The sequence below is a fragment of the Rheinheimera sp. genome, from assembly GCF_965283995.1.
In the GTDB taxonomy this organism is placed as follows: Bacteria; Pseudomonadota; Gammaproteobacteria; order Enterobacterales; family Alteromonadaceae; genus Pararheinheimera.
In genome coordinates this window covers 23979-48083 of the sequence record NZ_CBDIQG010000001.1, presented here as the reverse complement: position 1 = coordinate 48083, position 24105 = coordinate 23979, and the positions used below count along the sequence as shown (strand labels likewise).

Here is a 24105-nt window from a genome sequence, read left to right as displayed (position 1 = left end):
GGCCTCCGTATGGAACGGTTGTTTAACCGTTAAAGCACCGCTATTCTCCGGATTTAGTCGTTTGCATAACAGTGAGATATTTGAAATGGAGTTCTTTAAAACAGTCATAACCTTCTCCGGATTCGATGAAGGCTTTTTGCAGCGTTGCGATACCATTTGGTACAAAGATGCGTGGTGGCTCGTTGCCACAGCTTTTGAAGACCCAGCCACAGGACATAAGATCCCAGACCGATTAGTTCGACTGACCGGACTTCGTTATCAAGAAGTAAATGAGCGGGAATATCGGTTTTTGCTTGGCACCGCAATTCCCATATCCGTGTTCGAAGGACAAATGAGCGAAGGCTACGTAATTGAATACTATCCGGCGCTCGCTGATATCCAGGAACCGACGCCTGGCGCTGTAAGCAGACATTAGGCTTCATCAAAATCCCCCGTTCGTTTTGCGGCGGTATTGGTCGAAATCATCCCTGCAATCGGAGTCGCAACAGTGAGCACCAGGCTGCACCAGCTCATCGCACCAATGGCAATGCCCGGTATCTTTCAGGGTTGGTTTTCGGTGAGTCAGCGCGACTTCCAGCGTGTGCTGCTCGAGGGCTGATGCTTGGTCGAATAAATCAGACATCCGTATCACTCCCCCACGCACGAACCTGAGCTTTCAGCTCGGCGTCCAGCTGCAGCAATTTCTCAATCGCTGTTACCGTGGAACGGTGAATGTTGGCATAGTCCTTTTCGCTGATAATGCCGTCTGCGCGCGCCCTTCTGACGGTTGATGCAAGCTGGCCGGATGCCTCCTGAACAGTCAGCAGCACATCAGCAAACTCGTCATCTGTAAGGCTAGTTTGTGGGATCTGGAACAAAACTTTGCCGAGACTGAGCGCCCAGGCCTTTACTATCCGCTCATCACCGGTTAACTCGGTGATCGCAACGGCTTCAGCCAGATTAAGGTGATGCGTATCGACATCGTTTGATAACTTCGCCGCCAGAGTCTTTTCACTTTTCCCCATCAGCCGCGACAACTCACTAACGTTAAAGTCATCAGTGATGGATGCGGCCGCCGCCAATGGGCAGCGAGTAACAAGGCTTGGTCTTCGCAGGTTAGTTCGACTGAACCGCATTAAAGTAGAATTCATACCTACGCAGCCCTTTGTTTAGAGTAAAGTGATAAATCAACCCTCAACTTGCCCTTGGTCAGCTTTTCAAGTTCAAAAGCGCGACCTCTTGGGACCAGCTCCCCCCAATTGCTCACTGCACTTTTGTGCACCTGAAGCGCATCAGCCACAGCAGTTTTACTGCCATAAAAGGCGACGACATCGCTCGTTTTCATAACGTCCTCCGGATTTTGCTCTCAAAGTTTAGTCTTGTGAACTTAGGGATGTCAATAAAACAAAACCAATTGGCGATTATCATGTACACAAATCTAAACTCCGAGACCGAACGGATGTCATTCTCAACCAGATTGAAAGAGCGTATGCTCGCTCAAGGAATTAAAGCGGTGGACATTGCAACAAGACTTGGAATATCCAAGGGTACTGTGTCCCAATGGGTGAACGGAATTGCCATGCCATCAGGGAAAAACGCCTCATTGCTTGCACAACATCTCCGGTGCAACCACACATGGTTGATGCAAGGAAAAGGCGATCCAGATAAAGCAGTTGAGCTGCAACTCGGTCCAGATATTAGAGGCCGTGTGCCGCTCATATCATGGATCCAGGCAGGAAACTGGTTAGAGATGGACTTGTCACAGTTAGCAGAACCAACACAATATTACTCTCACACCGCCAATGTTGGCGAACGCGCCTTCGCTCTTCGCGTATTGGGCGACAGCATGACGAGTTACACGGGCGGCAAATCAATCCCAGAAGGCTCTGTGGTTATTGTTGATCCTGACCTAGCCGCAGAGCATGGCAAGGTGGTTGTAGCTCGACTGGACGACAATGCTGAAGCTACGCTAAAGCAGCTTGTAATTGACGGCGGCCAGAAGTATTTAAAGCCTTTTAACCACAACTACCCAATGATGCCAATCAACGGGAACTGCACAATCGTTGGTGTTGTTAAACAAGTAATATTGGATTTTTAAGGATTATCTATGAAAGGGATTTTCGCGCTTTTAATGTTAGCTCCGTTTGCCAGTAACGCTGATTGGTTCGGCGCAAAGACCTATGAAGACTGTGTTATAAGTGGTTTAACGGGAACTACCAGTGATGTTGCTGCACAAGAAATAAAACGCGCTTGTAGAGCTAAGTTCCCAGCAGTCAAACCAAAGTACGACGTTATCAATGCAGATGATTTGAAACAAATCGTTATCGACGAAACTCTCTTTAAAAATCCCGATCGATTAATGCCAGGATCTGGAAGCTTTAGAAAAGACCATACAATTAAATTCCACAACCTCTCTCAACGAAAGATTGCCTACATGACTTTAGCTGTCCTGATTAACGACGCAACCACTCCAAGACTGTATAGAGCTTATGTTGGTGCTGAACCTCGCTCAACCGATCAAGGTTTTTTTGAGTTCAATTTGTCAGATGAGGAAAAAATCACATCATGGTGGATTCACGAAATAGAACTAACTCCGGACAACTGAGAGCAATCTACCACTCGCCTCTGGTTATTTACCCTTTATCGCAACAACCATCGGCAGCTAACAAGCCCTAAACTCAAATAAACAAATAAAGTTCATTTATTTGAACATTTTCTATTGACTGCAAAGTTCATTTGTCTAAACTTCAGCTAAACACAAATGAACTGGAGTGAAAGGAAATGTTGCACACCAAAACCCCAACAAGGACAAAGCACGTTTCGGAACTGACGCTGCTGGCCAACCTCCGCATGGCTGCATTAGTTGCCGGCGAGAAGGTTAGTCAGTCCCAGCGCGTGCAAGTGCGTGCTGCGGAGTTACTGAAACACCTCTGCACTGCCCTGCCATCGCCTGAGTTTCAGGCGGCTTATATGAACCGAGCTGGCGAGCTGGGGAATGGTCTGGTGCTTCGTGTTGACCACAACATGAGCAGTGTAACTATCCGCCGGGTGACTGCGGACAACGTCATCAGCCTCCACAAAATCAGCGTCAGCACCATCAAAGGCGGTGCGCAATGAGCGATTTAGAACGCCAGGCGCTACTCGCCCACTACGAAAATCTGCTGTTCGCCATTGAGGACAAGCAGACGGAAAACCGCATGCATTACAACCCAGAGCGTAACGCTGAAGTCTCTGCGCTTACCGCTGATGCACTGCATTTCCGTGCCCAACACGACATCACTATTGCTGAACTCAACAGCTGGAAAAAGCGCAACGTGCAGCGCGCCAGCTCTGTTCAGCATGCGGTTCAACTGTTAAGCCGGAGCGCATAACCATGACACCACCACTTGATCTGTTTGGTGACATCCAATTCGTCGACGAAGAAGAACTGGTCTTTGTAGATGATGCACTGGACCTGGCACCGCAAGCTGATGGCGAAGAATTTGCCGGAACCGGCATTTATTACGCCATGAGCAACGAGGCTTACCACTCAGGCCCAGGTGTCAGCAAATCAGGTTTAGATCTGATTGCGGTTAATCCATCAGCTTACATCTGGCACAAACAAGCACCGGTGGATTACCTGGCACTGCAGGCGCTGGATTTAGGCAGCGCCCTGCACTGTGCACTGCTGGAACCAACTGAGTTCGAAAAGCGCTTTGTTGTAGCGCCGGAGTTCAACCGGCGCACCACAGCAGGCCGTGAAGCTGAAAGCGAATTTCTTGCAAAAGCCTATGCCGATGGCATGACGCCACTGACGCATGAAGATGCGGCCAAGCTGCGGATCATGAAAGACAGCGTGATGGCTCACCCGGTGGCACGCCTGATTTTCGAAGCTCAAGGCCACAACGAAGCCAGCATTTACTGGAACGACGCTGAGACTAATGAGCTGTGCCGGATCCGGCCTGACCGCATGCCAATCATCACTGAGCTGGGCCCGCTGGTTGTCGATGTGAAAAAGGTCGATGGCTTAGATCGCTTTGACCGTCATGTGTCTGATTTCCGGTACCACGTGCAGGACGCCATGTACACCGATGGCTACCGCAACCACTTCGGCGAACCCCCTGATTTCCTCTTCTTGATTGTCAGCAGCTCAATCAGCGCTGGTCGCTATGGCGTCGACGTTGTTCGCCTGCCTGCGGATTGGAAACAGGAAGGCCACGACCTGTATCGCCGCGACTTACAAGCATACGCAGCATGCCGCCAGGCTGATGACTGGCTGCACGTTCGCACCCTGACCCGCCCTCGCTGGGCCTGATTTTTTTAATTACTGGAGAAGCACCATGAATGCAGCAACACAACTGGCAACGCAGCCAGAAAACGTAGTAAGTGCAGTGAATACCATCAGTATTCTGACCAACCCAACCGCTATGAACGCCATGATGCACTTTGCTGAAGTTATGTCGTCTGGCGTCAGTACAGTACCAAAGCACCTGCAGGGCAAACCTTCAGATTGCTTGGCAATCGTCATGCAGGCTGCTCGCTGGGGTATGGATCCATTCGCAGTAGGCCAAAAGACTCACCTGGTGAACGGCACGCTGGGTTATGAAGCCCAGCTGGTGAATGCGGTTCTGATGTCATCTGGCGCCATCCGTGGCCGCTTTCACTACGAATACTCTGGCGATGGCAACAAGCTGTCATGCCGGGCCGGTGCTATTCCTTCCGGCGAAGCTGAAATCGCATGGACCGAATGGCTGTGCATCGACCAGATCACAACCAAAAACAGCCCACTGTGGAAAACCAACCCAAAGCAGCAGATGGCCTATCTGCAGGTGAAAAACTGGGGCCGTTTATACGCGCCAGGCGCAATCATGGGCATCTACTCAGTAGAAGAGTTGTATGAGCGCGATGCTGAACCGCGCGACATCAACCCATCACCAGAATCTGCAGCTACTGCAGCCCAACCACAGCACCGCACCAGCGGTTTAGCCAGCTCGCTGAAAGCCCGCAGCGCTGCAAATCAATCAGTGACCGTTGAACCCGTTGCAGAACTGGTCGCCGGTGATGATGACGCCTTGATCATCGATGACGAACCAGCCCTGTCACCAGAAGCGCAGAAGTATGAAGCCATGCTTTTGGACTGCACCGAAGCTGAGCACTTTGCCGACTGGCAAGGTCAGGTGAAAGCCAAGTTCGCCGCCAACTCACACGACTACATTGCGCTGGTTAAAAGCTACAAAGCTCGCCGCGCCCAATTCTCTAACGCTAACTAAGGAGACTCACCATGTCTGCAGTTGAAAACATTCAATATGAAGAAAGCCCAGTACCAGCCACTGAACTGATGTGTGTGCAGTCTACGCCGGCAGTGATCAGCGTTAACTTTGTTGAAATCAAAGAAGCGCTGACCGAAGCGCTGAAAAAGTATGACGTTGTAGTCACAGCCGAAACACTGGCTGATGCGAAAAAGCTGAAGATTGAGCTGAACAAAAACGCCACTGAATTCGATAAACGCCGCAAGGTCGCTGTCGAGTCAGTGAGTGCACCAATCAAAGAATTTGACGCTCAGATGAAAGAGCTGATCGCCATGTGCAAAGGCGGTGTCGAAAAGCTGGGCTCGCAAATCACAGTATTTGAAACCGAAACGCTGAACAACATCCGCAACATGCTGGGCGAAGCTCTGGGCCGCGAATGGGATGCACTGAATGTATCCGCCGAGTTCCGCAAAGCCAACATCAATGATCTGGTACTGCTTGGCAGCATCACTTCAACCGGCAAGCTGACCGGCAAAGTGAGCAACGATATCAAATCACGCGCACTGGATGATAAAGGCGCTGAAAACACCATCAAGCTGCGTCTGTCTGAGCTTGAAAACCGCTCATACCGTGCCGGCCTGAAAGCGCCACTGACTCGGGCGCATGTCGAAGTGTTCCTGTTTGCACCCGAAGCTGATTACAGCCAGCGACTGGAAACCATGCTGCAGTCTGAAGTCCAGCGCCAAGAGCAGGCTGAAGCGCAAATGCGTTTGCAGATGGCTCAGGAGCAAGAACGCATGCGCTTGGCTCAGGAAGTCGCAGAGCAGCGGATCCGCGAAGCCAATGAGCGCGCACGACTGGCTGAAGAAAAGGCCGAGCAGGCAGCACAACAACAGGCTGCGCCAGTAGCTCAGGAGCAAACACCGGCACCAGTTAAGCAAGCTGCAGCGCCACAAGGCCAAGCGCTGAAGGTGTACTACGCACCAATGAGCGAGCGCATGGTGAAGCTAAACGAACCGAGCTTTGATTCAGCCGCTCAGGCCGCTATCAAAGCCCAGCAGGCTGATGGCCAGCAGTATGGGATCCGCACTAAATCAGATGGCTTAATCGGCATCGTTCACGCCGGCCACGTGTTCTGGAGAGCTTAACCATGGCACTAATCCTCAATCAGAAGAAGGCGGCGGCAATGCTTGGCGTGTCCAGCATCACGCTGTGGCGGTGGCGGAACGAAGGCCGGGTGCATGCCCTACCTCAGTTCAAAACCCCGAAATATTCAGTCGAAGAATTGCAGCGGCTGACTAATTCAAGCTCAACCACTCAGGAGGCCGCATGAGCAGTTCAAAAGCCAGCTGGCACCTTAACAAGAAGCCGGAGAAAACAGAGTTCGAGCTGAGCAAAGAAGAACGGCGCCAACTGGCGCTGCGATTCAGAAGCCCGATCAAGGTCGGTCTGGCCATCATTCCCTTTTGTGAAGTTGAAGGTGCCTGGCTACTGCCAGATGGCCCGAGTCAAAAAAACCGTTACGTGCGCCACTACGACATCGCTTTTGCGTTCGCAGTACGCATGAACGACATCCTTCAACACTATCCGCTCCTGGCTGTGCGGTTAGAGCCGAAGGAGGCAGCATGACAACAGCCATCGATTTATTTGCCGGTCTTGGCGGCTGGTCCACTGGCGCAGCACAAGCTGGGGTTCAAGTTCTGTGGGCAGCTAACCATTGGCCAGATGCTGTGCAGTGGCATGCGGCCAATCACCCAGAGACAGAGCACGCTTGTCAGGACTTACTCCAAGCTGATTGGACTAAGGTGCCAAGCCACGACCTGCTGCTGGCCAGTCCATGCTGTCAGGGGCACAGCAAAGCCCGCGGTAAAGCATCTGGCAATCCACAGCATGACGCTAGCCGCTCGACTGCTTGGGCTGTGGTGTCAGCAGCTGAGTTCCACAAGCCGCAAGCCGCCATCATTGAAAACGTGCCTGAGTTCATGGATTGGGCGCTCTATCTGGCTTGGGCGGCGGCGATGAACGCGCTGGGCTACCAGCTGACGCCACACGCCGTTGATTGTGCAGATCTCGGCGTACCACAGAACCGCGAACGTCTGTTTATCGTCGCGACCCGCAGCAAAGCGCCACTGTATTTGGAACTGCCAAAGTTTGAGCATGTGCCGGCGACCAGCTTCATAGATTTCAATGCCGGCCGTTGGTCAGCCGTCGATAAACCCGGACGCGCCGCTGCGACTTTGGAACGTGTAGCTAATGGCCGAACAGCTCACGGCGAGCGCTTGGTTATGAGCTACTACGGCAACACCAAAATTGGCCGGTCACTGCAGCGCCCTATAGGAACCATCACCACCCGCGACCGCTGGGCCGTGGTTGATGGTAACCGGATGCGCATGCTGACAGCTGAAGAAAACCTACTGGCCATGTCTTTCCCGCGCGATATCAAGCGCCCGAATAACCACAGGCTGACAGTTCACATGGCTGGCAATGCAGTTCCGCCATTGGCAGGCCAGCGAATCATTGAAGCGTTGCTGAAGGCCGCATGACAACCGTCGAGGCTCTGGCACTGGCTCTCGCCTGGGACCGGTGCCGCGACGAGCCAAACGAACAGGATATGGCCGACGCCGATCTGATGGTGGCGCGCTGGAACAAAAGACGAACTGAATTGGGCTTGATGCCCTGGGAGTGAGTGATGTCAAAGCAAGAAGGCTTTCACCTGGTGGACCATGGGCCGTTCCCTATCATGGAATTCAAGCTGGGCGACACCCGTCTTTCACCGAAGGAGTTGGTTCAGGTTGCAGAGCAAATGCGCATTGAGCTGCTGAAGCATGGCGTGGTTGTTCAGGTTCAGAGTAAAGCAAAACAGGAGGATGCATGACCACCCTATTCGAACGCGACGGCGCATTCCGCTGGCTGGTGTGGCTCGGCATCGGTGCCGCGCTGCACCTGTGCGCCATCCTGCTGAACTGGCTACTATGCCGCGGTATCGACCTGAGTCTGCTCAATCAGCGGACTTACAGCGGCTTCGGCTGGTTCCTGACCATCGCGTGTTACTGGGGCTGGCTTTGGTTGTGGTTGAATGAGTAGTAAAAGCACCGTAGAAATGAAATCAATAATGAAAAATAGGTATTGAAATATTGACTAAAACAGTCAATAATATTTTCGCCAAGTAGGTAGCAATATCAGGGCATCAAGAAATTGGAGAAAGGAAATGTTAAGCGAATTTGGTCAAATGGTCAGAAAGTACCGGATTGATTTGCATATGAAACTTGGAGAAATGGCTCAAGGATTGGGCGTTACTCCTGCTTATCTATCCGCAGTCGAGAACAACAAAAAGAAGCTGACAAATGATCTTGTGAATTCAGTAGTGTGTTTTCTGAAACTCACAAGCACGGAAGCGGATAAGTTAAAGGATGCAGCAGCCAGATCGAAGTCAGAGCATGTTTTAAATTCAAAAACGCAAAGTGATGTAACTCAGGAAGCTGTTGCCATGTTTGCTAGGAAACTAGAAACATCACAGATCTCCGATGAAAAAGCTAAAAAAATATTAGAAATATTATCGAAATAGGAGCAACTCGGGATGATAAGGAAAAAAGGTAGAAAAGTTCCGCCTCTAAGTATCGCCAAGATCCGAGCCTTGACGACAAAACTTCGGGACGCGTTCGAACAGTTGGATGTGCCGAAGGGGGGACAGTTGGACGTGCTCTACCTGCTTGATGTAGCGCTTCCACAAGCCATCCCGGAGTTCTCCATGTTAATAGTCGAAGACTGCGAGCTTGGAGACGACCTGGCACAAACGTTCCCAGACCGGCTTCAGATTAAAGTGCGAAACTCGGTTTATGAAGGTGCCGAAAGCGGCAATGGCATGGACCGTTTTACATTGGCGCACGAGCTTGGCCATCTATTCATGCATCGAAATCTGAGCTCCTATGCCAGAAGCGGTAAGACCGATGAGCGTTTAGATGAGCATAAAGTATATGAAGACTCAGAATGGCAAGCCGACTGTTTTGCAGCTGAGTTGTTGATGCCATTTGACGAAGTAGCCAAATGCAAAAATGCTGATGAAGTTTGCAAAAAATTTGGTGTTTCGATGAAGTCGGCAGAAGTACGGTTTGACAAAGTTAACAAAGAAAAAAAGTAGCAAACTGAAAAGCTTGCTACTTTTTGGTTGAATTAAGTTTCATAGGTGGTGGGATGTCCCTGTGAACACCAGAGAAGACTTTATCCTTTATGTTTGGCGACGAAAGTATAAACGTTTTCTTTGGTAATGGCTACTCATCCCTCAATAAGATGAGGATTTGCTTATGCGCAAAATCTATTCTCACAAAACGGTATTTGTTCATCGCTACAAGCGTCGCCGTTTTGGTCGTGTAGAAGACGTTTGTCAGCACTTTAGAAGCATGCCAAGCTAATTGGAATGGTTCCAAGTGGAAAATGTACAGGGCGGCTTAGCCGCCCTTATCGCACCATCTGCTAGTCTGTTAGCAAGAGTTTATACATATCATTCAACTGCGCTAACGATCCCATCGGCATTAGGTTTAGTGACCGCACTTCTCTACTACTAAATTACTGGCGCACTCACTCAACACAGTGTAACTTGAAACAAACAATCATTTTTAGGTACAGCAATGCTAATTTATCCACTACAGTCCAATGAAGAAGTAGGCGAGCATTTGTGTCAAAAACTCGTCAAATTTTTAAATTCAAACAAGTCAGAATTTCAAGCTAACTTGATAGGTGATTTGAGTTATATCGACAATCGGGCAGCTTGCCACACCGGAATCAAAATCGAAGATGTGCAGTACCATTACGGAACGTTTATGCTGTATTACAGCTTTGAGTGGACTATCTACAATGGCTGCGCGGATATGGAAGAATCAGGTGAAGAAGAGGAATCACTCGAATTTACAGTAGACGAAGAATCAGGCGAAATTGAGTTCTCTTTCTCAGATCCATCAGAATTTATCCCTAGAAACAGAGAGTTTGATCTGTAAATTTAACTTTTTTAGTGGGATTTGGCGGGTATTTTCTTCTGAACAGAGTGCTCACAAATATAACGCATCTATCCCAAGCTCTGATAAATACTTGCTAACCACGACAAAGCTGATATTTTAATTTGGTTATATTTTAACCGGTTGAGATGATCATGAAATGGACTTCATTGACAGTAGCTATGCTCATAGCTATCAGTAGTTATGGGCTGGCATTAGAATCTCGATTCCCTACCTCATGGGCCAATACCAAAAAAGTTCTCGCCGCAGAAGTCTATACAGACCGGCTCCGTACGTTCTATTGCGGGTGCCAGTACACAGTAGACCCATCATCGAGAGGAGAAACTCTCAAACCCGAGTCATGCCAGCTCCCGAGCAATTTGAAGTGGGCAAGCAAACATAATGACGTTGAGTGGGAACATATTGTTCCGGCGCAATTGATGCCCGCGTCGACTTTTACCTGTTGGCAAAAACCAAATTCATTCCCTCGGTGTGTCTCTAAAAGCGGAGAAGTATCGTCCGGTAGAGCCTGTTGCGAAAAAGTCGATAGCGCCGCGCGAAACATGATATTCGACATGTTTAATGCTGTGCCTGCTGCAGCACAACTTAACCAATATCGTTCCAACGACCCTTACGGCGAGATTAGCGACTCCCAACCACACGAGGGCTTTGGGCCTCAATGTGAAGCCCAAGACCTAAACTCACCAGGCAAACTCTTCGAGCCACCAGACTGCAAAAAAGGCGATGTAGCCCGGGTTTGGTTTTACATGCGCGACACTCACAAGGTAGTTATCCCCAATGAAATGAGTGCGATGTTTCTAAGATGGAGTAATTCAGACCCGGTAAGCCCGAGCGAGCAGCTCTATGCAGAAAGAATTTCGAAAATCCAAGGAACTGTGAACTCATACGTTATTGGTAAGGAAGCTTCTGCCCAAGGCAGTTGCTCATGGGAGCGGTAAACGAGAAAACACAGACGTTTTAGACTGTATAAAATGCAGTTTCAGTCCAGCATCTGCTTCTAATTTTGAGACAAATCAGGAGATTATAAATGAGTGATATTGAAAAAGAAGCTATAGCCAAAGCCTACCAAGCAAACATCGCAAAGATGTTCGATACGCTTATGACTAGCTATAGATTAAATTCAACACCGGACGAAAAAAAAGCTGCCTTGGCCCGTTTCACAGATGGCAAAAACTTACTTAACGAAGCGTTGAAAGATCTTGGGATGTAACCATGATGAGTCCAACAAAATCTCGAACTTCACGATTTCTTTTTGCGATACCAATTGCACCTTTCTTTCTAATGCTCTGCAGCCATGCTTATGGGAGTGAATTTGGTTCGTACAATGGACCGGTAGAAGCAAGGTGGTCAGATATTGATAAGACCATGGAACTACTCAAACCGCTCATATACAAAGCCCCTGATGGACAAGAGTGGATTGCTCCTAAAGGCTCAGTTATTGACGGCGCCTCAATTCCACAGGTCGCAATGAGCTTCATTGGCGGAGGTTTCGATGGCCCCTATAGAAATGCTTCAGTGATACATGATGTTGCATGCAATGAACGAATCCGTCCGTGGGAAGATGTTCACAGAACCTTTTACTATGGCATGCGAGCTTCAGGAGTTCCCGAGTTTAAGGCTAAAGTCATGTATGCCGCGGTCTATCATTTTGGTCCAAGGTGGGCATATCGGCATGTGACCCTCGCAAACGTGCCGTTCGATGTATTGCCATCAAAAATCGATGCTCTTCGAAAAAGCGTTAAGAACCAGGAGCAATTCTCTGCATCGGTATTCCCATATAGCCTACCTAAGGCTTTCACTGACGGTGGGGCAAAAAATATTACGGTACCCTTACCAGCTAAGCAAACTGAAACAGGTTCTTCTCAAGATGAATGGTCAGGAAAAGTAGTAGCAGCAGGGGTAAGATCAACTGAATTAGAGCCGACAACGCTTTACACTCGCTCAGGATTTGAAGAGCTTCCAAGAACTGTTGAACCAGGTTCAGTAAACCTTCTAGGGTCGTACATTACTGATACAACACCAGAAGTGAGACTAACAGAAGAAACCCTGAAAGAGCTTGAATCAGTCATCGAACAGAAAAGTTTATCTCTAGAGGGCATTGAGGCTTTGGATCAAAACCAAATATTGAAATGAAGCAAAAAAACTTCTAAGGCTGACGCTCCTCAGAGATCAGACCTCTGATCTCTGAGGGGGTTGGCATGCAAAGCATCATTTTTTTTATAACCATTTATGGCTAATTAATTCCTTTATGGAATATAGATAAACCACCCTTTTGAATTAAGTGGGTTATAAAGTGATTTTTCTATCTAAATTGATAGGAGAAGTGGATCAGCATATTTAGATCCAATTAATTTTTCGACGCCAAGTGGGTTGCTTTCATTTAAAAAACATTGTTTAACATTTAAATATCATTTAAATGTTAACAAAATCAACTGCCTCAAAAATTCATCATCTAAAATTATAATCTATTACAATCAATAGCTTATATTTAAACAACAACATCACATCTGCATTAGTCCCAATTTGCTGATATCGAAAAGCTCCGCTATGTTTTTTTTGCATTGCAAATTTCTGACATTAATCAACTGTTTGAGTTGCTATGCAATCACTCGACAAACCAGCAGGTGAGATACTCCAGCTATCTGGTTACCTATTAATAACAATTCAAAGACTAAGGGATAACAATGATGTTTACTAAATTCAAGTCCGTTCGAAAAGGCTGTTGGAAATACGTTGCCGATACTCCCCCACCGCAGCAGGAGCCTGATTATGCAAAAACACGAGAATAGTCCTAATGATGGCAATCAGAATGAAGATGAACCTAAGAAAACAAAGATCTCACGTATCGAGAATGTCTTCGGTGGGTTTTCGTCAATCTTCGAATCCATTTTTAGGGTTCTAGAAAAGCTAATACACTCGGTTAGTGAGTGTGTGAAGTTGCTGATCGAGTACAAGCCGGAAGAGGGAGCATCAGTCCTTAGATGGCTAATTACGCTGAGTGCGTTAGTGATTATGTGTGTAACGGCAGCCGTAACAGTTATGGTCATCTACCACAAAACTAATGACATCCAGGTGATAGAACAACACAGCAATGATCGATAGCCAGGGTTCGGAAAATTTTGGCTGGGCATATCAACTACAAAAGGGGCCTCTGGCCCCTTTTTGCATCTACTAAGAGTGGTCCCAGAAATTGCTGCCGACAGCAGCTCATCTCTGAGACCATAATCCACAATGAGCTATCAGTTTTGCCAGGGTTCGGAATGTAGTTAGGCGCAATCGAGCATACCACTATGGATGAAGATACTTTAGTCAAGAACTGATCGAGCGTCAAACGACTGCCACATCTTAGTTACGATGTGGTTTCTCCTGATGTCCTACTTAAACAAAGCTGAAATCGCCAGCGAATACCTGCGCAAAAGCAGCAAGGTGTATATCGAAGGCCGACTCCGCCCCTGTAAGTGGCAGGATAATCAGGGCGTGGAGCGTTTTACCACTGAGATCATCGCCAACGACCTGCAGATGTTGGATGTCGTCAGTAACAACAGCGTACAACAGCCACAAGCAGGCTAGAACCTACAGGCACCAGCTCAGCCAGCAGCACGGCCACAGCAAGGCGGCTACAATCAGCGTCCGGCAGCGCCAGCTCAAGACCAAATGGCCGGTGCGCCGATGGCTCCGCCAATCGATTTTGACGACGATATTCCGTTCGCTCCGATCGGCCTGCAATGTAAGCGCATTTTGCACTGCATGTGATATTGAACTTAGAAAAAACACAGGCAAATAAACGACACCCCGCAGCCGAAACTTTAAACACGTTGTACGTTTTAGGGTTTGCCCAGGCTGAAAGCATAACGAACTTCAAATCGGTGGCTGCGGGGCCAGTTTATTGGCAAGGTGATTAGCGTCAGTGAGCGGCTTAGCTGCAATACCGAAACGGTGTTACCTAAATCGCCACCAATGAGCTGAACACTAGCCTCTATCTCATTACTTAAATAAATCCTTGCCCCCCCTTCCATACTCAGTAATACGTCGTTTAAATTTACACCATAACATGTGGCTACTTTGAGGAACTGGAATTATGGCTGAACTTGTTTATTGCCCTACCTGCGAAGGCAAAATCTCAATAAATTGTAGTACTTGCATTCACTGCGGAGAAACTGAGTTTTTTGGTTGGAGGGAAACAGGTGTAGTTTTGCAAGATAAAAAACCATATACAAGCTGCCGTAGTTGTAAAGGTAGAAAATTCTTCGGAACAGATGCGAGAGAATGCAGTCGCTGTGATGGTACGGGTAAAGAAAGAAACCCTGGTTACCTCACAACCAGTAGAGAAACTGTTCGTGTGGATTTAAGGAAAAAAGTATAAACGATTGCTCTTGTTATGTTTTGGACAAGAAAGCTGAAAGATCTGCATAAAAAAGCCCGCATTAAGCGGGCTGATTTTTAAAAACTATTTACCGTTGCCATCTTCCATCCGATGACGAGGCTGCCATCGTTCTTCTAACTCGATCAAGTGTTCAAGCGACTTTTTACTTGACTCTCTAAAATGATCAATAACAGCTCTCATTTGGTTGTTTTGGCGCAAAAGCATGCCCCCAACTGTTTGGTAAAGTAATTCTTCATCTAACAGTCCTGAGTTGACTCCGCTCGCGAGAAATTCATAATAGTTTAACATGTAACAGCAAGAAACTAGCGCTTTATGCTTTTTGTCTTTAATCGTCAAAAGCTTATCTTTTTTCGTGCAATTACCAATTTCACAAGCAGTATCATCATGAACTTTTACAGGATTTTCAATCCAGTCTTTTACGTCTTCTTTTGAGATAACGTCTCTACTGGAATACACACTTCGAATAGCTGTTTCGTGCTCTTGGTATACTGAAGATATTCTCGTTTGAAGAATTAAATTTAACGTCTGATTAACCCTGTTGTTGGCTGCTGCAATTTGGTGATTGACTACCCACCCGGTTATAGCGGCTATAGCGGCTATAACACCGAGAGTCCCTGACAATGCCGTTTGCAAATCGTTAAATGTTGTTCTCAGTAAAACCATAATGACGCTGAAAACCGAAATAATTACCAATAACCCAGCTATCGTATTTGATACAAAGCGACCATGAGGATATTTTCTGATCTTTATCAGAGGGTAAAATAGCGCATATACCAATGAGCACATCGCGGTAGCGTAGACTACTTCAGAGATGCTCATAAAATAGCTAGCAGCGGCTTTATCAGTCGGTGTTAACGCGGTTGCTGAAGACGCTATGGTTTCGAATTCTTTGATGCCGCAATAAAAATATAAGAAAACAGATACAAAAAAAGCAATCACATTGGATTTGTTAGCAATTGTATAAAGTGACTTGATCGTATCCGAACGTTGATAGGTTTGTGTTGGTGGCATGGCATTCCTTGGCTAAAAAAAAATCTCCCTTAGGAGATTTTAGAAGTTGGGCTGTAATTAATAGTAAATGCCTTCGTCAACAGCTTGACGTTTTTGCAATACGGTATTTTTCATAAGTTCCCATCCTCTGTTTGTCTAAAACGAGCCTTAACGTTAAGGCGCGCGCATTATACACAACTACTGAATTTGTTCAAGCTACATGAGGTTTTTGGCCTCTGTTGGATAGACAATAGAACGCAACGACAGTTCATTGCAACAAGTAAATGGCCTTTGATAATTAAATTTTTAAATATTTCTTTAAGCGAAAATTTAACCACACTTATGCTCACAATTACCTAGATCCATGGAGGCTTATAGTGGATTTCCCTGTGGATAAGTATAGTACCGTCACGAGTCAACACCCCAAACGTGCTTGAACACCGATTACGCTTTTAGTCACGGTTATTACAAATTCCGTCTATCGATGACACCCGGCATGCCGTGACTAGATATCGGCGCGCCGGCTGAAAGGTCGGCTTACTTATTTGCAGTACAAAATCCCAGACCTTGATTTATACATATACCGCTCGCCGCATTCTGTTTCCAGAATAAATGGCTGATATCCGTTTGATGGGGCCAGACCATTTTTATGCCAATACAACTCCATGCCATGAGTCGCGCTTAATAAGCTCGATGGCAATCGTTGCGCATTGATTTCAACGATAATTACTTCATATGGCTGATGATGATTTTTCTTTTTGAAAAACCGGTCAAACAACTGTACGGAACTAGCAATAGCAGAAATTAGATCAAGCATGTGATCACCTCTAAAAGTTTGGAAGGATTGATTGAATGCTGGATACCCAGCTGAAGTCTTTAGAGGGACTGGAATGTCTTTGGGGATAGGTCTTTTGCCCTAACCCCGATTATATGGACCGCATGAGCAAAAAACAATCACCCCCGCTTCATCTCAACCACATTCTGATACAGCTCTGGATTCCTGATGCGCTGGATCCGATTCCACCAAGCCGTGTAAGCCTCAGCCTGCTCTGGCAGATAGTGGTAATGGTCATAAGTGCCCCAGTCACCGGGCAGCTTGTGGCCAAGGATGATTTCAGCAATGTGCGGTGCGCAAAGAGTCGACATATTAGAGCGACAGGTTTTCCGCAGCGCATAGATGGACCAGTGTTCCATCTCGATGTTCTTGTTCTTGCGCACCCACTGGATGATATTGACCGGCAGCGCGATGATGGCTGAACGACTCAGGCACTTATCGCTATCGCGATTCGTAACCAGGTATTCGCTGTCAGATAACGCCATCAACTGATTCAGTAGTGGCACTATCGCAGGAATGATTGGCCGCAATAACGGCTTGCCGGTGCTGGCACCCATTTTGTGACGCTCAGCGGGAACTGTCCAAACCATTGCATCAAAGTCGAAGTCGGACCGCTTTGCTTCGCGTAGCTCCATCGGCCGGCATCCATAAAACAGCAACAGCTCGACGAACATCGCATTCTTTGGCTCCATCCGGCTTTGCTCGCAAGCCTCCAGCATCAGGCGGATCTCGTCATCATTCAAATGCCTGGTATTAATCCGGTCCTTCACCTGCAAGTCCTGCGATGCAGAGATATCAGCAAGCACATTGTTTTCGCACAAATGCCGCTTCTTCGCCCACTTATAAAACTGCTTTGAGTTGACCAGGATGCGGTCAGCAATTTGCGGTTTACCCGGCACTTTCGCAGTGCCCTTTGCCAATGGCTCCAGAATGTTCAGCCAGTGGTGAACAGTCAGTTCACTGAACGGCAGTCTGCCCAGCTTAGGGAATACATGAAGTTGGAATGAGCGGAGGATACCGTGGTGGCCTTTTTTGGCATTGATAGCGAATGCCTGATACCAGTCGTTGAATAACTTCTCCAGCGTCTGATTCAGTTCACCATCTTGCTGCGACCGCTCCAGCACCTTAACGATGCGCGGATCTTTGCCCTGCTCTAACTCCGCACGGAACCGCTGTGCTTCACGCCGGGCATCAGCAAGGCCCATGAGCGGATAAGTGCCGATATCACAGCGCTGATTTTTGCCGGCAAACCGGAAGCGGATCTGAAACTTGATTTTGCCCTTCGCGCTGATGCGTACAGACAGACCATCCTGATCTGCTTTCTCCAGAACGCCCTCACGGTCACGGCCATTGTTGGCCCGAAGCCAACTGTCTGATAAGGCCATAGTTACCACCCAGATATATTTTTATGTACACAGTAGCCTAAAAACTGAAATTCTGTACACAGCTATGTAGTCAGTGGTGGTGAATGCAGATGAAATGTTTTGAGGCTTTTTGAAAAAAATGAGCGGAGGATTTTTCTTTATCTATCTGGGCTTTGCGGGGTGTGCTGAAATCGAATGAATGGGTTTGAAATGTTTTGAATTAAAGGCAATCGTTCGGGTGAGAGATGATCGCAAAGGTTCTGCGGATACTGACTTCTTGAAGAAATTCTGCGCTGGCCATGCCTGAGTGAGTTCCGAATATAAGCTTAATGGGCGGCCGGCTCTGATGCAGTGTTGTACAGCAGCTGGAGTCCGGCGAAAAATGGCGCAGATTATAGCAGTAACAGCGGCTTTGGCGAAGTACGAAAACCAGGATTACCAGCCGGATTTATCCCTGTTTTTATTGCACTGCCGGCAAAAACCATTGCGTCGCCAACTGCATCACAGCATTTTCCTGTGGCCCCACATCAGTTGTCTGATTATTGGCCATCAGCAGCAAAGTCAATTCCTGCTCCGGGATTGTCATGACAAACTGGCCACCATAGCCCCAGGCTAACTGCCCCGCCGGTTGACCACTCTGTTTGAATAACCACCAGCCATAACCATATCCGCTAATGCTGAGCCCGGCAAAAGTGCGGCTACGTGGCTGCTGCACGCTCGCGGAAGTCATCACGTAGGCCTGATTCAACACCTGCTGACTGCCCCAACGCCCCTGTTGCTGCCACAAAACACCCAGTTTAGCCAGATCACGCGCGGTGAGTTCCAGACCGGCTCCGCCATTATCATAACCATCTTTTAGTTTTTCCCAGCGAAAGTTACTAATGCCAAGCGGCATGAATAACACTTGCCGGGCGTAATCGCGGGTGGCCATCCCGGTTTGCTCGCTCAGGATCGCCGATAACAAATGAAAATTGGCTGAGTTATAGCGAAATTCTGTACCCGGTAGCTGCGTCTGCGCTTGCTCCAGCACGTAGCGGGTCGGATCTGCCGACATCACCCACTGTTCAAAACCAGCCAGTGTACTTTCGTCCCAGGCAAATCCACTGCGCATACTGAGCAAATCCGCGACTGTGACCGGTGCTTTGCCATTCAACAGATTGCGATAGCGCTGTGGTAATAATTCACTAATCGGCTGTTGCAAGCTCTGAATTTTGCCCTGACTGATCGCTGCACCAATCAAATGACTGATCACAGTCTTGGTCACAGAGCGCAAATGCAATAAATCAGTCGATTTGCGGCCGCTGAAATAAGCCTCGCCGACTAACCGGCCACGGCGTAACACCAATACTGCATACAAACCTGGTGTGGAGCGTGCTGCACTGTAACCTTGTTCCAGCATCGACTCATTGAAGCCTTCCGCTGCTGCGGTACTAACCGGAAAAGCCGGATTGTCGCTGGCGCGCCATAAAATAGTGCTACTGACCGGACTGCTACCGGCGCTGTCTGTCTGATCACTACCACCACAGGCACTGAGACAACAAAGCATCAGACACCACCAGCCGTAGCGTAAAAACAAAGCACCATTAGCTAAAGAGAGTTTACAATATCGACCAAAAAAGCTATTGCAGATCAATTGCATAGGGCCTCCGTGAATCAGGCCCACCGTTTCAGAGTGACGGCATCGCCAAAGACATGGCCATCAGAATAGCATCTTCTTTTCCACCGGGAGCTGGGTAGTATGCTGGTCTGACCCCAACTTGATGAAAGCCTTGCTGATGATATAGCGCTATCGCTTTGTGATTGGATGCACGAACTTCTAACCAGCAATCGGTCGCTTGCCGGCGCTCGGCTTCATCCAGAAAATGACTTAACAGTGCTTTGCCAATCGCCTTGCCCTGCTGCTGCGGCTGCACGGCAATATCAAACAAACTGGCTTCGCCAGCGACCAGCTCGCCGATATAGAACCCAACCACCTGGTCATCTAACAGCGCAACCGCATTAAAATAGCGTTCAGAAAAACTGCTCGAAAACGAAGATTCAGCCCAAGGATAAGCCGTGGCGGCTTGTTCTGTGGCCAGCATCGCCGGAATATCTGCCGGGGTGGCGCTGCGGATTTGGATCATGTTGGGTCCATGTCGGTAGATATTTCAGTCGGTAACAACTGAATCAGATTGCGCCAGAGTTGCTTTTTGCTCTGCGCAGTAAAAAACTGCTGTGGAGGCGCGCTGAACAAACCAGCTTCGCTCAGAAAAACGTCTGTGGTACCAGCCTGATAAAACCATTGCGCCTGAACACCGGCTTGCTGCAAAACAACCCACATATCCTGCACCAGCGGCAAACTGGACTCAGCTGCGATCCACTGCGGAAGCACAGGTACTGGCGACATGATTGCTGCTGGTGCGGATTGCACAGCCGTCTGTTGCGAGGGCGCGGAGCCTTGCGCTGCAGGCGCTTTGATCTCAGGAGCGTGTTGAGGTGCCTGATAATCCGGCGCAGCCAAATTGCTTTGTAAAGGTTGGATTTTTAAATGCTGTAAGAACTGCAGTTGCAGATCTGACATGGAAGAGGTGATGTTTTCTGTCACGTCTGGATTCATCTCAGTACCTTTTTGGGTCTTGCCTGAGAGAATTGGCAGGGGCAGAGGGATTCGAACCCCCAACCATCGGTTTTGGAGACCGCTGTTCTACCAATTGGAACTATGCCCCTGTGATTGAGGCGCCATTATACAAAAGGAGTTTCAAAGGTAAAGCAAAAATCTCAGACAAAGCAATCAATTGCACATTATTCAGTCAAGATGCCGATTATTACTGCAGCTTTCGCCGTTGTGTTGCGCTATATGCAAAGTTGCTTGAGTAAAAAAGATGCAAGGAGACCACGACTTTGTTAGCATCACGCGCCGCGAAACAACGTAAGTTGCAGTTCAGCAAAACAGCGACTACAACTTAACGCAGCAGGATGGAACACAACAAAGGATGTTTGCATGAAATTGACCGATTATTCAGTACTAATCATCGACGATGTACCTTCAGTCCGCGAATATCTGCGTCAGACGCTGATGTTACTTGGCATCACTCATGTCAGTGAGGCTGCAAATGGCAGCGTTGGTATCAGTAGCTATACCAAACAACATCAGGATGTTGTGTTTCTGGATATAGAATTGCCAGATTGCGATGGCAAAACTTTATTACGCCAGCTCAAAGAAATAAACCCGAATGCGAACGTCGTGATCATGACCGCCCACAGCACCGTCGAGAATGTGCAGCAAAGTATTCTGGCGGGTGCTTGCGGATTTATTGCCAAACCTTTTTCAGCAAAAAAAATAGAATCCGTATTGGTGAAATGTCAGAAAAAAAGCCTGACCGCCTAAATTTCGACCGGGCTGCAGAACGACTTTCAGGCCTTTCCGCTTAAAGGCGTGCCGTGAAATTCAACACCGTCCCAGCCCGTGCGCATAAAATTGCGGATGTTGGCGTGATTGGTACCTTTGACATCAGGCAGCACTTCCAGCCGGTAAAAATCTCCAAACAACTGCAATGTTTGCGGTTCTGATAACTGGTGCAGCAGGGCAAACGCCAGGATCTTGCAAGAACCATTGTTCTCCCCCGCCGCATTGCTGTGTTCGCCATTCTGAAACGCAGTAGGCGTGAAATCGTACAAAGCATCAATTAACGCAATGGTTTGCTGGAAGCTGATGCTGTCCGGCTCGGTACTTAACTGTCGAAAAAAAGTTTCCAGCATAAAATTGCCTAAAGTTTGATCAAATCCTGCCGATTACGCGATCAGCAATCCATCACTTCCGATGGGAGGATCCAATGAACATCATCAGCGCCACACAGGCCTTTAGTGCCCGCGAACAGCAGTTATTTCAACACAGCCGGATCGAAGTGCAAACTTCAGCAGTCGCCCCCGCAGCTTCCGTAGCAACGCCATCAGCACAAGCAGTTGATCCACAGAAAGAAACCGAGTCTAAGTCATCCGAAGAACAAAATGAAGATGGTCAGCAATTCAGCGCCAAAGAAAGTATTGGGACCGTCAAACGCATTCTTGAGCAACTGACCAGTGGCAAACTGCTGAGTTGGCTCGATGGCAGTGCCTATGAAAAAATTCAGGCGCAGCAACAGCAACTGCATGACGAAGTTGCGCCGCCCGAAGGCCCCACAGAACGTACCATCATGGAATTCAATTATCGCTATCAGTCTGTCGAAGCCAGTTTTGCCGGTGCTGTGCAGCTCGAAGACGGCAGTAGCCAGAGTTTTGACTTCAGTTTCAGTATGCAGGAAAGTTATGCCAGCTTCAGTATCCGGCAAGAAGCGGTACTGAAAGACCCGCTAGTACTGAGCACCACAGGACAGAGTTTTCAGTGGACCGGTGCCAGTCAGTCCTTTGATTTTTACAGTAATGGCAGCAGCGCAGAATTACCCACGCTTGCTGACGGCCAGTATTACCTGAGTTACGACCGCAACCAAGATGGTCACATCACCCAAGGTAAAGAACTGTTTGGCCCTAGCACCGGCAGCGGTTTTGCCGAACTAGCTGTACTGGATGAGGATCAGGACGGCTTTGTAGATAGCAGTGACAGCGCGTGGCAACAACTGAGCATCTGGCGGCCAGGTGAAGCGCTGCAGAGCCTGACTGACGCCGGCATCGGTGCCATTTCCGCACAATCGGTCGCCACCTCGTTCGGACTATACGACGGCGATGCGCTGATGGCCCGTATTGCACGCAGCGGCATCTTTTTGACTGAACAAGGCAATGTCGGCTTGATGCAACAGGTCGATTTGAATATCTGATATTCAGTACCGGATCTGGCTGATCCGGCATGATACTTCGCTGTACACTGCTCGCATTCATCTGCATTGGAACGCCGACTGTGTACAGTGAAGTATTACCCGCTGTCGAAATTTGCCAACAAGCCCGGCTAAGCCGCGACGCCCGTTTTGATGGACTGTTTTACGTGGCAGTCCTTAGCACCGGAATCTACTGCCGACCGGTTTGCCCGGCACGGGCACCGGCAGAACATCAGGTGCAGTATTTTGCTTCCGCAGCCTCAGCTGCTGCGGCTGGTTTTCGGCCCTGTCTGCGCTGTCGACCTGACAGTGCCCCCGGTTCTCCTGCCTGGCAAGGCAACCAGACCAGTCTGCGCCGCGCGATGAAACTAATAGATCAAGCCGCTCTGCAGGACGGCAACCAAGCCAGTCTGTGCGAACGCCTCGGCATCAGCGAGCGCTATTTACGCAAACTCTTTGCGCAACATCTGGGTGTTTCGCCGAAACAATACGCCTTGTATCAACAAATCCTGTTTGCAAAACAGCTGCTGCATCAAACCAGGATGCCGGTGACCGATATTGCGGCAATGGCCGGATTTCATAGCCTGCGCCGCTTCCACGATGCATTTAAACAACAACTAAAACTGACACCGACACAAATACGGGGACAACGCATGTCGCAGAATTCTGCTGTCATCGGGCTGGAACTCAGTTATCGCCCGCCACTGGCGTGGCATTTATTGCTGGAGTTCTGGCAACAACGCACTTTAAGTGGCCTGGAATGGCTCGATGGCACTCGTTATGGCCGGTTGATTGACTGGCCACCTGGCCAGGGGCAGCATCATGGTTGGTTTGAGGTGCAGCCAATCCCGGATAAACATGCGCTGCAGCTCACTCTGCATTGGCATCATCACGACACGCTGTTACCGGTGGTAAAACACATTCGTCGTTTGCTGGATCTGGATGCCGATTTGCACGTCATCGAACAACATCTGCGCGGGCAGCTTGGTAACAAAGTAAAAACCGGCCTACGCATTCCGGGTGTCTGGTCGGCCTGGGAAGCTGGCATCCGCGCTATCTTAGGACAGCAAGTCAGTATTGCCGGCGCACGTGCCCAGCTCAATCGCCTGTTGGTGTTGGGCAGTGAACAGGCGGCGCCAAGCTGCGCCGCCGCGAAGGTAAGCGAGGTGCAAGGGCGACAATTTCCGACCCCGGCACAAGTCTGCGCCGATGAGTTGTTAATGCTGAAAATTCCCGGCGCCCGGCGCCAAACCCTGTTGGCCCTTGCTGCCAGCATGAGCAGTGCGCCAGAGCAACACCCAACGCAGTGGTTACCGATCAAAGGCATAGGCCCCTGGACTGTGTCATACGCCTGTATGCGCGGTCTGTCAGAAACGGATGTTTGGCTCGGTGGCGATTTAGGTATTCAAAAAGCGCTGGCCCACCAACACGCGGGCTTTGATGCCACAGCGCTGGCGCCATGGCGCAGCTATGCCACATTACAACTTTGGTTTGGTTTGGCGGACAGCCCTACCGGACAAGGAGAATAA

36 protein-coding genes and 1 tRNA gene are annotated in these 24105 nt (G+C 48.7%); 26 read left to right on the top strand and 11 right to left on the bottom strand.

Features of this window, described 5'->3' with window-relative positions; all coding sequences use genetic code 11:
* The first annotated feature begins 61 nt into the window (after positions 1-61).
* The gene (locus ACQ66Q_RS00285; protein WP_430454946.1) at positions 62-415 is read left to right on the top strand and encodes a hypothetical protein; all 354 of its coding nucleotides are present in this window, start codon (positions 62-64) and stop codon (positions 413-415) included.
* A 6-nt stretch (positions 416-421) separates the two neighbouring features.
* Here the strand turns inward: ACQ66Q_RS00285 and ACQ66Q_RS00280 are convergent, their stop codons facing one another.
* The 3 genes from ACQ66Q_RS00280 to ACQ66Q_RS00270 form a co-directional block, all read right to left on the bottom strand.
* On the bottom strand, positions 422-622 hold the full coding sequence (locus ACQ66Q_RS00280; protein ID WP_430454945.1) for a hypothetical protein: 201 nt from the start codon (positions 620-622) through the stop codon (positions 422-424).
* Positions 615-1061, bottom strand: coding sequence for a phage regulatory CII family protein (locus ACQ66Q_RS00275; protein WP_430454944.1), 447 nt, complete (start codon positions 1059-1061; stop codon positions 615-617). Before ACQ66Q_RS00275 ends, ACQ66Q_RS00280 begins: the two co-directional genes overlap by 8 nt.
* Before the next feature lie 71 nt (positions 1062-1132).
* Positions 1133-1324: a Cro/CI family transcriptional regulator gene (locus ACQ66Q_RS00270; protein ID WP_430454943.1), complete on the bottom strand. Its 192-nt coding sequence runs from the start codon at positions 1322-1324 to the stop codon at positions 1133-1135.
* A 48-nt stretch (positions 1325-1372) separates the two neighbouring features.
* On the opposite strand from ACQ66Q_RS00270, the gene ACQ66Q_RS00265 reads away from it, so the two are divergent.
* The 22 genes from ACQ66Q_RS00265 to ACQ66Q_RS00160 all read left to right on the top strand — a co-directional run bounded on the left by ACQ66Q_RS00265 (position 1373) and on the right by ACQ66Q_RS00160 (position 14579).
* Positions 1373-2077, top strand: coding sequence for a LexA family protein (locus ACQ66Q_RS00265; protein ID WP_430454942.1), 705 nt, complete (start codon positions 1373-1375; stop codon positions 2075-2077).
* 9 nt (positions 2078-2086) lie between these two features.
* Positions 2087-2584: a hypothetical protein gene (locus ACQ66Q_RS00260; RefSeq protein WP_430454941.1), complete on the top strand. Its 498-nt coding sequence runs from the start codon at positions 2087-2089 to the stop codon at positions 2582-2584.
* A 176-nt stretch (positions 2585-2760) separates the two neighbouring features.
* Entirely contained in the window at positions 2761-3096 is a 336-nt protein-coding gene (locus tag ACQ66Q_RS00255; RefSeq protein WP_430454940.1) for a hypothetical protein, read from the top strand.
* The gene (locus ACQ66Q_RS00250) at positions 3093-3350 is read left to right on the top strand and encodes a hypothetical protein (protein ID WP_430454939.1); all 258 of its coding nucleotides are present in this window, start codon (positions 3093-3095) and stop codon (positions 3348-3350) included. Before ACQ66Q_RS00255 ends, ACQ66Q_RS00250 begins: the two co-directional genes overlap by 4 nt.
* Positions 3351-3352: 2 nt before the next feature.
* Positions 3353-4273: a PD-(D/E)XK nuclease-like domain-containing protein gene (locus ACQ66Q_RS00245; protein WP_430454938.1), complete on the top strand. Its 921-nt coding sequence runs from the start codon at positions 3353-3355 to the stop codon at positions 4271-4273.
* A gap of 25 nt (positions 4274-4298) precedes the next feature.
* Positions 4299-5228 (top strand): RecT family recombinase, encoded by a 930-nt coding sequence (locus ACQ66Q_RS00240; RefSeq protein WP_430454937.1) that lies wholly within the window; start codon positions 4299-4301, stop codon positions 5226-5228.
* Between the two features lie 11 nt (positions 5229-5239).
* Positions 5240-6355 carry a DUF1351 domain-containing protein gene (locus ACQ66Q_RS00235; protein ID WP_430454936.1) on the top strand — a complete coding sequence of 372 codons (1116 nt, stop codon included), beginning with the start codon at positions 5240-5242 and terminating at the stop codon, positions 6353-6355.
* A 2-nt stretch (positions 6356-6357) separates the two neighbouring features.
* Positions 6358-6540, top strand: coding sequence for a hypothetical protein (locus ACQ66Q_RS00230; protein WP_430454935.1), 183 nt, complete (start codon positions 6358-6360; stop codon positions 6538-6540).
* Positions 6537-6836 carry a hypothetical protein gene (locus ACQ66Q_RS00225; RefSeq protein WP_430454934.1) on the top strand — a complete coding sequence of 100 codons (300 nt, stop codon included), beginning with the start codon at positions 6537-6539 and terminating at the stop codon, positions 6834-6836. Before ACQ66Q_RS00230 ends, ACQ66Q_RS00225 begins: the two co-directional genes overlap by 4 nt.
* Positions 6833-7750, top strand: coding sequence for a DNA cytosine methyltransferase (locus ACQ66Q_RS00220; protein ID WP_430454933.1), 918 nt, complete (start codon positions 6833-6835; stop codon positions 7748-7750). The genes ACQ66Q_RS00225 and ACQ66Q_RS00220 overlap by 4 nt, the downstream gene beginning before the upstream one ends.
* Positions 7747-7893, top strand: coding sequence for a hypothetical protein (locus ACQ66Q_RS00215; protein WP_430454932.1), 147 nt, complete (start codon positions 7747-7749; stop codon positions 7891-7893). The genes ACQ66Q_RS00220 and ACQ66Q_RS00215 overlap by 4 nt, the downstream gene beginning before the upstream one ends.
* A 3-nt stretch (positions 7894-7896) precedes the next feature.
* Positions 7897-8082 (top strand): hypothetical protein, encoded by a 186-nt coding sequence (locus tag ACQ66Q_RS00210; RefSeq protein WP_430454931.1) that lies wholly within the window; start codon positions 7897-7899, stop codon positions 8080-8082.
* Positions 8079-8291 (top strand): hypothetical protein, encoded by a 213-nt coding sequence (locus tag ACQ66Q_RS00205; protein ID WP_430454930.1) that lies wholly within the window; start codon positions 8079-8081, stop codon positions 8289-8291. The genes ACQ66Q_RS00210 and ACQ66Q_RS00205 overlap by 4 nt, the downstream gene beginning before the upstream one ends.
* 124 nt (positions 8292-8415) lie before the next feature.
* Positions 8416-8772 (top strand): helix-turn-helix domain-containing protein, encoded by a 357-nt coding sequence (locus tag ACQ66Q_RS00200; protein ID WP_430454929.1) that lies wholly within the window; start codon positions 8416-8418, stop codon positions 8770-8772.
* Between the two features lie 12 nt (positions 8773-8784).
* Positions 8785-9345, top strand: coding sequence for an ImmA/IrrE family metallo-endopeptidase (locus ACQ66Q_RS00195; RefSeq protein WP_430454928.1), 561 nt, complete (start codon positions 8785-8787; stop codon positions 9343-9345).
* Between the two features lie 487 nt (positions 9346-9832).
* A complete protein-coding gene (locus ACQ66Q_RS00190; RefSeq protein ID WP_430454927.1) occupies positions 9833-10198 on the top strand; it encodes a hypothetical protein in 366 nt (121 codons plus the stop codon).
* A gap of 146 nt (positions 10199-10344) precedes the next feature.
* Positions 10345-11154 carry an endonuclease gene (locus tag ACQ66Q_RS00185; protein ID WP_430454926.1) on the top strand — a complete coding sequence of 270 codons (810 nt, stop codon included), beginning with the start codon at positions 10345-10347 and terminating at the stop codon, positions 11152-11154.
* An 89-nt stretch (positions 11155-11243) separates the two neighbouring features.
* Positions 11244-11426, top strand: a complete 183-nt coding sequence (locus ACQ66Q_RS00180) for a hypothetical protein (protein ID WP_430454925.1) — start codon at positions 11244-11246, stop codon at positions 11424-11426.
* 2 nt (positions 11427-11428) lie between these two features.
* Positions 11429-12349, top strand: coding sequence for a DUF1353 domain-containing protein (locus tag ACQ66Q_RS00175; RefSeq protein ID WP_430454924.1), 921 nt, complete (start codon positions 11429-11431; stop codon positions 12347-12349).
* 636 nt (positions 12350-12985) lie between these two features.
* Positions 12986-13318: a hypothetical protein gene (locus tag ACQ66Q_RS00170; RefSeq protein ID WP_430454923.1), complete on the top strand. Its 333-nt coding sequence runs from the start codon at positions 12986-12988 to the stop codon at positions 13316-13318.
* Between the two features lie 267 nt (positions 13319-13585).
* Entirely contained in the window at positions 13586-13786 is a 201-nt protein-coding gene (ssb, locus tag ACQ66Q_RS00165; RefSeq protein ID WP_430454922.1) for a single-stranded DNA-binding protein, read from the top strand.
* A 508-nt stretch (positions 13787-14294) separates the two neighbouring features.
* Complete coding sequence (locus ACQ66Q_RS00160; RefSeq protein ID WP_430454921.1) at positions 14295-14579, top strand: hypothetical protein; 285 nt, start codon at positions 14295-14297, stop codon at positions 14577-14579.
* Between the two features lie 84 nt (positions 14580-14663).
* Here the strand turns inward: ACQ66Q_RS00160 and ACQ66Q_RS00155 are convergent, their stop codons facing one another.
* The 7 genes from ACQ66Q_RS00155 to ACQ66Q_RS00125 all read right to left on the bottom strand — a co-directional run bounded on the left by ACQ66Q_RS00155 (position 14664) and on the right by ACQ66Q_RS00125 (position 20495).
* Positions 14664-15611 carry a DUF4760 domain-containing protein gene (locus tag ACQ66Q_RS00155; RefSeq protein ID WP_430454920.1) on the bottom strand — a complete coding sequence of 316 codons (948 nt, stop codon included), beginning with the start codon at positions 15609-15611 and terminating at the stop codon, positions 14664-14666.
* 520 nt (positions 15612-16131) lie between these two features.
* A complete protein-coding gene (locus ACQ66Q_RS00150) occupies positions 16132-16407 on the bottom strand; it encodes a hypothetical protein (RefSeq protein ID WP_430454919.1) in 276 nt (91 codons plus the stop codon).
* A gap of 137 nt (positions 16408-16544) precedes the next feature.
* Positions 16545-17810 (bottom strand): tyrosine-type recombinase/integrase, encoded by a 1266-nt coding sequence (locus ACQ66Q_RS00145; protein ID WP_430454918.1) that lies wholly within the window; start codon positions 17808-17810, stop codon positions 16545-16547.
* Positions 17811-18249: 439 nt separating this feature from the next.
* Positions 18250-19428, bottom strand: coding sequence for a serine hydrolase domain-containing protein (locus tag ACQ66Q_RS00140; protein WP_430454917.1), 1179 nt, complete (start codon positions 19426-19428; stop codon positions 18250-18252).
* 28 nt (positions 19429-19456) lie between these two features.
* Complete coding sequence (gene rimI, locus ACQ66Q_RS00135) at positions 19457-19912, bottom strand: ribosomal protein S18-alanine N-acetyltransferase (protein ID WP_430454916.1); 456 nt, start codon at positions 19910-19912, stop codon at positions 19457-19459.
* The gene (locus tag ACQ66Q_RS00130) at positions 19909-20385 is read right to left on the bottom strand and encodes a hypothetical protein (protein ID WP_430454915.1); all 477 of its coding nucleotides are present in this window, start codon (positions 20383-20385) and stop codon (positions 19909-19911) included. Before ACQ66Q_RS00130 ends, rimI begins: the two co-directional genes overlap by 4 nt.
* 33 nt (positions 20386-20418) lie before the next feature.
* Positions 20419-20495 (bottom strand) — tRNA-Trp (locus ACQ66Q_RS00125).
* Positions 20496-20769: 274 nt separating this feature from the next.
* On the opposite strand from ACQ66Q_RS00125, the gene ACQ66Q_RS00120 reads away from it, so the two are divergent.
* Positions 20770-21156: a response regulator gene (locus ACQ66Q_RS00120; protein WP_430454914.1), complete on the top strand. Its 387-nt coding sequence runs from the start codon at positions 20770-20772 to the stop codon at positions 21154-21156.
* A gap of 26 nt (positions 21157-21182) precedes the next feature.
* Here ACQ66Q_RS00120 and ACQ66Q_RS00115 read toward each other — a convergent pair whose 3' ends face one another.
* Complete coding sequence (locus ACQ66Q_RS00115; protein ID WP_430454913.1) at positions 21183-21527, bottom strand: HopJ type III effector protein; 345 nt, start codon at positions 21525-21527, stop codon at positions 21183-21185.
* Between the two features lie 74 nt (positions 21528-21601).
* Between ACQ66Q_RS00115 and ACQ66Q_RS00110 the strand changes: the two genes are divergently transcribed.
* Both ACQ66Q_RS00110 and ACQ66Q_RS00105 read left to right on the top strand, forming a co-directional pair.
* Positions 21602-22579 carry a hypothetical protein gene (locus tag ACQ66Q_RS00110; RefSeq protein WP_430454912.1) on the top strand — a complete coding sequence of 326 codons (978 nt, stop codon included), beginning with the start codon at positions 21602-21604 and terminating at the stop codon, positions 22577-22579.
* A gap of 80 nt (positions 22580-22659) precedes the next feature.
* Positions 22660-24105: a DNA-3-methyladenine glycosylase 2 family protein gene (locus ACQ66Q_RS00105; protein ID WP_430454911.1), complete on the top strand. Its 1446-nt coding sequence runs from the start codon at positions 22660-22662 to the stop codon at positions 24103-24105.